This window comes from Vibrio sp. 10N.222.49.C9 (assembly GCF_041474985.1).
Lineage (GTDB): Bacteria > Pseudomonadota > Gammaproteobacteria > Enterobacterales > Vibrionaceae > Vibrio > Vibrio crassostreae_C.
This window is the reverse complement of sequence record NZ_JBFRVD010000513.1, coordinates 1-464: the sequence shown is the minus strand read 5'-3', so window position 1 is coordinate 464 and position 464 is coordinate 1. Positions and strand designations below refer to the sequence as shown.

General features: G+C 42.9%; 1 protein-coding gene. It reads right to left on the bottom strand.

The annotated features are described in order from the left end of the window. Positions 1 to 172 (bottom strand): hypothetical protein (locus AB4585_RS24240; protein WP_372171306.1); only part of this gene is annotated, 172 nt, incomplete at its 3' end. Positions 173 to 464: the final 292 nt, after the last annotated feature.

Below are 464 nucleotides of genomic sequence, written 5' to 3'. Positions count from 1 at the left end.
TAAATACCGTCTTTTCAGGTACTTGTATCTGTATTGCTGGCTTCTCACCAAACCATGTAGGAATGGCACTGAGCGTAAGGATGATAACAGTGGCAACAAGTACGACGTATTTCCAAGCAGAATAGTGATTGATGCGCTTTCTGCTTTTATGAGTTATGGCTTTGTTCTTCATTTATAAGCTATCCCTCCATCCCTAAGGACAGAGTAAATTCAATTAATTTTGGCTATGACAGACAGGCGCTACCGCACTATTTAAATAGTGGTGGGTTTGAGCCGAGTGTCATTGGAGATTCGCTGTAACCAGTAGATAAAATCTAGCTAGCACACGAATAATTGAGCGATTGGAGCTATGAAGAGTATTGGCCGTTTAGAGCAACATACAAGGCGTTACTGTCTTTCCAGCCACCGAGTCTGTGTGCACTCTTATCATGATGAAACGCAGCGCGAGATGCATGCCATTTAGC